General features: G+C 68.3%; 6 protein-coding genes. 4 read left to right on the plus strand and 2 right to left on the minus strand.

Annotated features, from left to right (window positions below; translation table 11 throughout):
• The 4 genes from kdpB to ABW137_RS31160 form a co-directional block, all read left to right on the plus strand.
• Window positions 1–1,017 (plus strand): potassium-transporting ATPase subunit KdpB (gene kdpB, locus ABW137_RS31145; protein WP_526405988.1); only part of this gene is annotated, 1,017 nt, incomplete at its 5' end.
• A 1-nt stretch (window position 1,018) separates the two neighbouring features.
• Complete coding sequence (locus ABW137_RS31150; protein ID WP_526405990.1) at window positions 1,019–1,891, plus strand: potassium-transporting ATPase subunit C; 873 nt, start codon at window positions 1,019–1,021, stop codon at window positions 1,889–1,891.
• Complete coding sequence (locus ABW137_RS31155) at window positions 1,884–4,427, plus strand: DUF4118 domain-containing protein (protein ID WP_526405992.1); 2,544 nt, start codon at window positions 1,884–1,886, stop codon at window positions 4,425–4,427. The genes ABW137_RS31150 and ABW137_RS31155 overlap by 8 nt, the downstream gene beginning before the upstream one ends.
• Window positions 4,424–5,104 carry a response regulator transcription factor gene (locus tag ABW137_RS31160; protein ID WP_526405994.1) on the plus strand — a complete coding sequence of 227 codons (681 nt, stop codon included), beginning with the start codon at window positions 4,424–4,426 and terminating at the stop codon, window positions 5,102–5,104. The genes ABW137_RS31155 and ABW137_RS31160 overlap by 4 nt, the downstream gene beginning before the upstream one ends.
• A gap of 7 nt (window positions 5,105–5,111) precedes the next feature.
• Here ABW137_RS31160 and ABW137_RS31165 read toward each other — a convergent pair whose 3' ends face one another.
• Complete coding sequence (locus ABW137_RS31165; protein ID WP_526405995.1) at window positions 5,112–5,720, minus strand: TetR/AcrR family transcriptional regulator; 609 nt, start codon at window positions 5,718–5,720, stop codon at window positions 5,112–5,114.
• A 270-nt stretch (window positions 5,721–5,990) separates the two neighbouring features.
• Entirely contained in the window at window positions 5,991–6,821 is an 831-nt protein-coding gene (locus ABW137_RS31170) for a class I SAM-dependent methyltransferase (protein ID WP_526405997.1), read from the minus strand.
• Between the last annotated feature and the right edge of the window lie 140 nt (window positions 6,822–6,961).

Genomic DNA, 6,961 nt, shown 5'->3' on the forward strand with positions numbered 1-6,961 from the left:
GAGACGCCGGAGGGCCGCTCGATCGTGGTCCACGCCAAGCAGGCGCACGGCCTGCGCGAGCGGGACGACGTCCAGGGCGCCACCTGGATCGAATTCACCGCCCAGACCCGGATGTCGGGGGTGGACGTGGCCGGCCGGCAACTGCGTAAGGGCGCCACGGCCCAGGTCTCCGAGTGGGTCCGGGCCAACGGGGGACGCGTCCCGGCGGACCTGAAGGACATCGTCGAGGAGATCTCGGACGCGGGGGGCACCCCGCTCGTGGTCGCCGAACAGGCCCGGGTCCTGGGGGTGATCCATCTCAAGGACGTGGTGAAGAACGGCATGCGCGAGCGGTTCGACGAGATGCGCCGGATGGGCATCCGCACCGTGATGATCACCGGCGACAACCCGCGCACCGCCGCGGCGATCGCCCGCGAGGCCGGGGTGGACGACTTCCTGGCCGAGGCCACCCCGGAGGACAAGCTGGCGCTGATCCGGCGCGAGCAGGAGGGCGGCAAGCTGGTCGCGATGACCGGCGACGGCACCAACGACGCACCCGCGCTCGCCCAGGCCGACGTCGGGGTCGCGATGAACACCGGCACGGTCGCCGCCAAGGAGGCCGGCAACATGGTCGACCTCGACTCCGACCCCACCAAGCTCATCGAGATCGTCGAGATCGGCAAGCAGTTGCTGATCACCCGCGGGGCGTTGACCACGTTCTCCATCGCCAACGACATCGCCAAGTACTTCGCGATCATCCCGGCGATGTTCGTCGTGCTGTTCCCCGGCCTCGACCTGCTCAACGTGATGCGGCTGCACAGCCCGCAATCGGCGATCCTGTCCGCGGTGATCTTCAACGCCATCGTGATCGTCGTGCTGATTCCGTTGGCACTCAGAGGTGTCCGCTACACGCCCAGCAGCGCATCGAAGCTGTTGAGTCGCAACCTTCTGGTCTACGGCCTCGGTGGCATCATCGCCCCCTTCGTCGGCATCAAACTCATCGACCTCGTCGTCCAACTCTTCCCCGGGATGTCCTAACATGAAGTACTCCAACCTCGTTCGTCAGCACTGGGCAGCCCTTCGGGCGCTGCTGGTGCTCACGGTGATCGTCGGCGGCGCCTACCCGCTGTTCATCTGGGCCGTCGCGCAGCTGCCCGGCCTGCAGAGCAAGGCCGACGGTTCGATCGTCGAAGTCGGCGGACGGCAGGTCGGCAGCAGCCTCATCGGCCAGCTCTTCACCGACGCCGACGGCAATCCGCTGCCGCAATACCTGCAGAGCCGCCCGTCCGCCGCGGGCGACGGATACGACCCGATGGCCACCAGCGCAAGCAATCTGGGCCCCGAGAGCGTCCTCGACGCACCGGACAAGCCGAGCCTCTTGACCCTCGTCTGCACCCGCAGCGCGGACGTCGCCACCCAGAACGGCGTCGACGGTGCCCGGCCGTTCTGCACCGGCGGGGGCGTCGGCGCGGTGCTGTCGGTGATCGGCCCGCGCGATGCCCGCGGCAACGTCACCAACCCCACCCAGGTGGTCAGTGTCAACGAACCCTGCGACGTCACCACCACGCCGTTCCTCGCCACCTACGAGGGTGTCCGAGTCGAATGCGCCCAACCCGGTGAGGACTACGCAGCCGGCCAGATCGTCCCGATCCGCGGGGCCGCCCCCGCCGACCCGGTGGTGCCCGCCGACGCCGTGACCGCCAGCGGCAGCGGGTTGGATCCCGACATCTCCCCCGCCTACGCCGACCTGCAGGTGAATCGCATCGCGCAGGCGCGCGGTCTGACCCCCGAACAGGTCAGGTCCGTCATCACCGCCCACACCGACGGACGCGCGCTCGGCTTCATGGGCGAACCCACCGTCGACGTGCTCGGCACCAACATCGCCCTCGACGAGCTGCGCCCGGGTGGATGATGGGAGGGTGACTCCCGAGCCGCCTGCCAAGCCCAGGCACCCCACCAAGCGGGGTGAACTGCGCATCTACCTGGGCGCGGCACCGGGAGTCGGCAAGACCTTCGCCATGCTGGGTGAGGCGCACCGACGGCGCGAACGAGGCACCGACCTCGTCGCCGCCGTCATCGAGACCCACGGCCGCAAGAAGACCGCCGACCTCCTCGACGGCATCGAGATCATCCCACCGCACTACGTCACCTACCGCGGCACCGACTTCCCAGAACTCGACGTCGACGCCGTGCTACGCAGACGACCCGAGGTCGTGCTGGTCGACGAGCTCGCCCACACCAACACCCCCGGCTCCAGGAACGCCAAACGGTGGCAGGACGTCGACGAACTCCTCGCCGCGGGCATCACCGTCGTCTCGACCGTCAACGTCCAGCACCTCGAAAGTCTCAACGACGTCGTCGCGCAAATCACCGGCATCGAGCAACAGGAGACCGTGCCCGACGAGGTGGTCCGCAGAGCCGACCAGATCGAACTCGTCGACATCACCCCGGAAGCGCTGCGGCGCAGGCTCTCCCACGGCAACGTCTACGCACCTGAACGCGTCGACGCGGCCCTGAGCAACTACTTCCGGCAGGGCAACCTCACCGCTCTGCGCGAGCTCGCCCTCCTGTGGCTGGCCGATCAGGTCGACGCCGCACTCGCCAAGTACCGCGCCGACCACGAGATCAGCGACACCTGGGAGGCCCGCGAGCGCGTCGTCGTCGCCGTCACCGGCGGTGACGAGTCGGAGACCCTGGTGCGCAGGGCCTTTCGCATCGCCTCGCGGTCCAGCGCCGAGCTGATGGTCGTGCACGTCGTCCGAGGCGACGGCCTGTCCGGTGTCGCGGCCCCGCAAATGGGCAAGGTCCGCGAACTCGCCGCAAGCCTCGGCGCCACGCTGCACACCGTCGCAGGCGACGACGTGTCCGGCGCCCTGCTGGACTTCGCCCGCGAAATGAACGCCACCCAACTGGTTCTCGGCACCTCGAGGCGGTCTCGGTGGGCCCGCATCTTCGAGGAGGGCATCAGCGCGGCCACGGTGCAGCACTCGGGGAAGATCGACGTGCACATGGTGACCCACGATCAGGCCAAGGGCGCGCCGTCGTGGCAGGTGTCACCCCACGAGCGGCGGCTGGCGTCCTGGCTGGCGGCCGTGCTGGTCCCCGCGGCGTGGTGCGCGGTGATCGCGTTGGTGCTCGACAAGTTCCTCGGCATCGCCGGGGAGAGCGCGCTGTTCTTCGTCGGCGTGGTCGTGGTGGCACTGCTCGGCGGCGTCGCGCCTGCCGCCGCGTCCGCAGTGCTCTCCGGCCTGCTTCTCAACTACTTCCTGGTCCAACCGCGCTACAGCTTCACCATCTCCGACCCCGACAGCGCCATCACGATCGCCGTGCTCTTCATCGTCGCCGTCGCCGTCGCCGCCCTGGTCGACGGGGCGGCCAAACGAGCCAGGGAGGCCCGTCGCGCCTCCCAAGAGGCCGAACTCCTCGCCCTTTTCGCCGGGTCCGTGCTGCGCGGCGCCGACCTGGAAACCTTGCTCGAACGCGTACGGGAGACCTACTCTCAACGCGCCGTCAGCTTCCTGCGCGAGCGCGACGGCCGCGAACAGATGGTGGCCTGCGTCGGCGCCGATCCGTGCGTCCGAGTGGAAACCGCCGACACCGCAATCGAAGTCGGGGACGACGAGTTCTGGATGCTGATGAGCGGACGGCAGTTGGCCGCCCGCGACCGCCGGGTTCTGACCGCCGTCGCCAAGCAGGCCGCCGGGCTGGTGCGCCAACGCGAACTCACCGAGGAGGCCGGCCAGGCCGAGGCCATCGCGCGCGCCGACGAACTGCGCCGCGCCCTGCTCTCGGCGGTCAGCCACGACCTCCGCACCCCGTTGGCCGGGGCCAAGGCCGCCGTGTCGAGCCTGCGGGCGGACGACGTGGGCTTCTCCCCCGAGGACACCGCAGAACTACTGGCGACCGTGGAGGAGTCCATCGACCAGCTCACCGCGCTGGTCGGCAACCTGCTCGACTCGTCCCGCCTGGCCGCAGGCGTCGTACGGCCCGAGCTGCGTCACCTCTACCTCGACGAGATCGTGCACCGCGCGATCGTCGGATTGCCAAGGGGAGCAGCGGGGTTGGATCGCATCAAGGTCGACGTCGGCGACACCGCCGTGACGGCCGACGGCGGTCTGCTGGAACGCGTCCTCGTCAACGTCATCGACAACGCCCTTCGCTATGCGCCGGACGGGATGGTCCGGATCAACGCGGGCCGGGTCGGTGACCGCGTGATCATCAACGTCGTCGACGAGGGACCGGGCGTTCGACGCAGCCAGATCGACGAGTTGTTCGCCCCGTTCCAACGGCTCGGCGATCACGACAACACCACCGGCGTGGGACTGGGTCTCTCCGTCGCGCAGGGTTTCGTCGAAGCGATGGGCGGCAGCATCGCCGCCACCGACACACCAGGCGGTGGCCTGACCGTCGAGATCGACCTCGCCGCCCCCGGCGAGGAGGCGCCATGACCAGGGTGCTGGTGATAGACGACGAACCGCAGATCCTGCGTGCGCTACGCATCAACCTCTCCGTCCGCGGCTACGAGGTGCACACGGCCGACACTGGCGCACAAGCACTTCGGGTTGCCGCCGAGCACAAGCCGGACGTCGTCGTCCTGGACCTCGGGCTGCCCGACATGTCCGGCATCGAAGTGCTCGAAGGGTTGCGAGGCTGGCTCACCGCGCCCGTCATCGTCTTGTCGGCGCGCGCCGACTCCTCGGACAAGGTCGAGGCCCTCGACGCGGGCGCCGACGACTACGTCACCAAACCGTTCGGCATGGACGAGTTCCTGGCCCGCCTCCGCGCGGCCGTGCGGCGCGGCGCAGCGTCGGTGGAGACCGATGAACCCGTCGTCGAAACCGCCTCATTCACCGTCGATCTGGCGGCCAAGAAGGTGACGCGACACGGTCACGAAGTGCATCTGACCCCCACCGAGTGGGGCATGCTCGAGATGCTGGTGCGCAACCGAGGCAAGCTCGTCGGCCGCGACGAACTGCTCAAGGAAGTGTGGGGACCGGCCTACGCCAAGGAGACCCACTACTTGAGGGTGTACCTCGCGCAACTGCGCCGCAAGCTGGAGGACGACCCGGCCAAGCCCAAGCACCTGCTGACCGAAACGGGGATGGGATACCGCTTCCAGGAGTGAGTGCTTGCTAGTCGACGGCGAGCAACTGCTTGGCGATGCCGACGAGCGGCTGATGTAGCTCGAGCACGGCCTGCGACGGATCCTCTTCCAAAAGAGCGTTGGTCACCAACGTCGATATCGTCGCGACCAGCGCCTGGCAGCGGAACCGATCCTGCTTGGACTGCACCTCCAGCACCATCGCGATGCCCTCGACGAACTGCTGTTGCATGTCGATACGCTTCGCGATCGCCTCGGGGCCCGCGGTGTACACGCCGATCAGGTAGAGCCGCGAGAGCCCCGGGTCGGTCGCCATCACCACGAGGTACGTCTTCAAGAACGCGGCGAACCGATCCATGGGGTTCTCGGTCTCGGGCGTCTGGCGGATGACGTCGAGTACCGAGCCCTGCCTCCGCCGGTAACTGGACAGGAAGCAGTCCTGCTTGGACGCGAACAACTCGTAGAAGGTCTGCCGGGACACCCCTGCGCTTCTGATGAGGTCGGCGACGCTGGTGTCGAGATACCCCTGCGCGGACATCACGGATTCGAGCGCACGGAAGATGCGCTCACGCTGATGGTCCTTGACCTCGTCCCGGCTCAATTGGTGCCTGCCGGGTCTGAGTTGCTTGGTGGTGTTCATACCTACGCCGAGTGTGCGAATGGAGGCCGGTCAGGCCCGAGTCTAGCCACCCGAGAGACGAGAGCGGATTGACGCTTCCGGCTATTTTCGCCGTTTGGAATTGCGGTCCATGAACAAACATGTCTATATTTGCCGGAGGCGGTCCAGTTCAGGTGCCGCCCGCGTGGCGGACGACGCCAGACCTGCTCGGATGACGGTGCATGGCACCCGCGTCGCAACGCTTCGGGCGGGTCCAGATGGGGGGACTGGATCCGCCCGGACCACGTGGCCTCAGCCGTCCTTGGTCGCCTGCAGCGTGTAGGTCAACGGCATCCGATCGCGCCCTTTCGCCAGGATGAACTCGCCGGCGAAGTCAGGACTCGGAATCATGTTCTCCCCCAACGGATTCCACGGCACCTCGCGGTGCTCCTCGAAGGCGGTGATCGCCAGCCCGGCGCCCAGCAGCGCGGTGAAGATCTCGCCGAGGCCGTGATTGAAGATGACCGACTCGGGTGCCGCGACCGTGCCCGACCCCGCGTAGGTCTCGTCCTCGACGAACACCGTGCCGTCGGTCTCGAAGTACGGATACTCGAGTACCAGCAGCCCGTCCGGCCGCGGATCGCTCATCGCCCACAGGACGGGGTGGCCCTCCCGGATGAAGAGCCGCCCGCCCGGCCGCAGAAGCCCCGCGACGACGTCGGCCCAGCGCCGAACGTCGGGCAGCCAGCACAGCGCCCCGATGCCGGTGAAGACCAGGTCGGCGCATTCCGCCCCAAGCACGTCGACCGCGTCGTACGCATCGGACTGGACGAATCGCACGTCTGGGGCGGCGCGACCGGCCAGCGCACGCGCCGCCTCCAGCGCGGACGGCGAGAAGTCGAGCCCGGTGACCGAGCGCGCGCCCAGCCGCGCCAGCGACACCGTGTCGGTGCCGATGTGGCATTGCAGGTGCACGACGTCGGCGCCGTCGAGGCCGCCCAGCCGCGGCACGTCGTAGCGCACCACGTCGGACAGATGAGCGGGGTCGTCGAACCCGGCGAGGTCGTAGCCGTCGGGTCCGGTGTGCAGCGGCACCCGCGACTCCCAGTTGGCCAGGTTGACGCTGCGCCAGTCGTCGATCATCTGATCCCCCCCACGCGATTTGTGCACGTTTACCCGCGCGCACCGCGGGTTTCAACACGCAAATCGCTTTAGTCGGCCAGCGCGATCAACTTCGCGCGCACCAGGTCCGGTCGCTCGTCGATGACGAAGTGCCCGGCGTC

The sequence above is a fragment of the Mycobacterium sp. genome, from assembly GCF_040509115.1.
In the GTDB taxonomy this organism is placed as follows: domain Bacteria; phylum Actinomycetota; class Actinomycetes; order Mycobacteriales; family Mycobacteriaceae; genus Mycobacterium.

What these genes read in the sequence shown, in the direction of transcription:
- ABW137_RS31150 (WP_526405990.1), top strand. Translation starts at nt 1,019, where the DNA reads ATGAAGTACTCCAACCTCGTTCGTCAGCACTGGGCAGCCCTTCGGGCG.
- ABW137_RS31160 (WP_526405994.1), top strand. Translation starts at nt 4,424, where the DNA reads ATGACCAGGGTGCTGGTGATAGACGACGAACCGCAGATCCTGCGTGCG.
- ABW137_RS31165 (WP_526405995.1), bottom strand. Translation starts at nt 5,720, where the DNA reads ATGAACACCACCAAGCAACTCAGACCCGGCAGGCACCAATTGAGCCGG.
- ABW137_RS31170 (WP_526405997.1), bottom strand. Translation starts at nt 6,821, where the DNA reads ATGATCGACGACTGGCGCAGCGTCAACCTGGCCAACTGGGAGTCGCGG.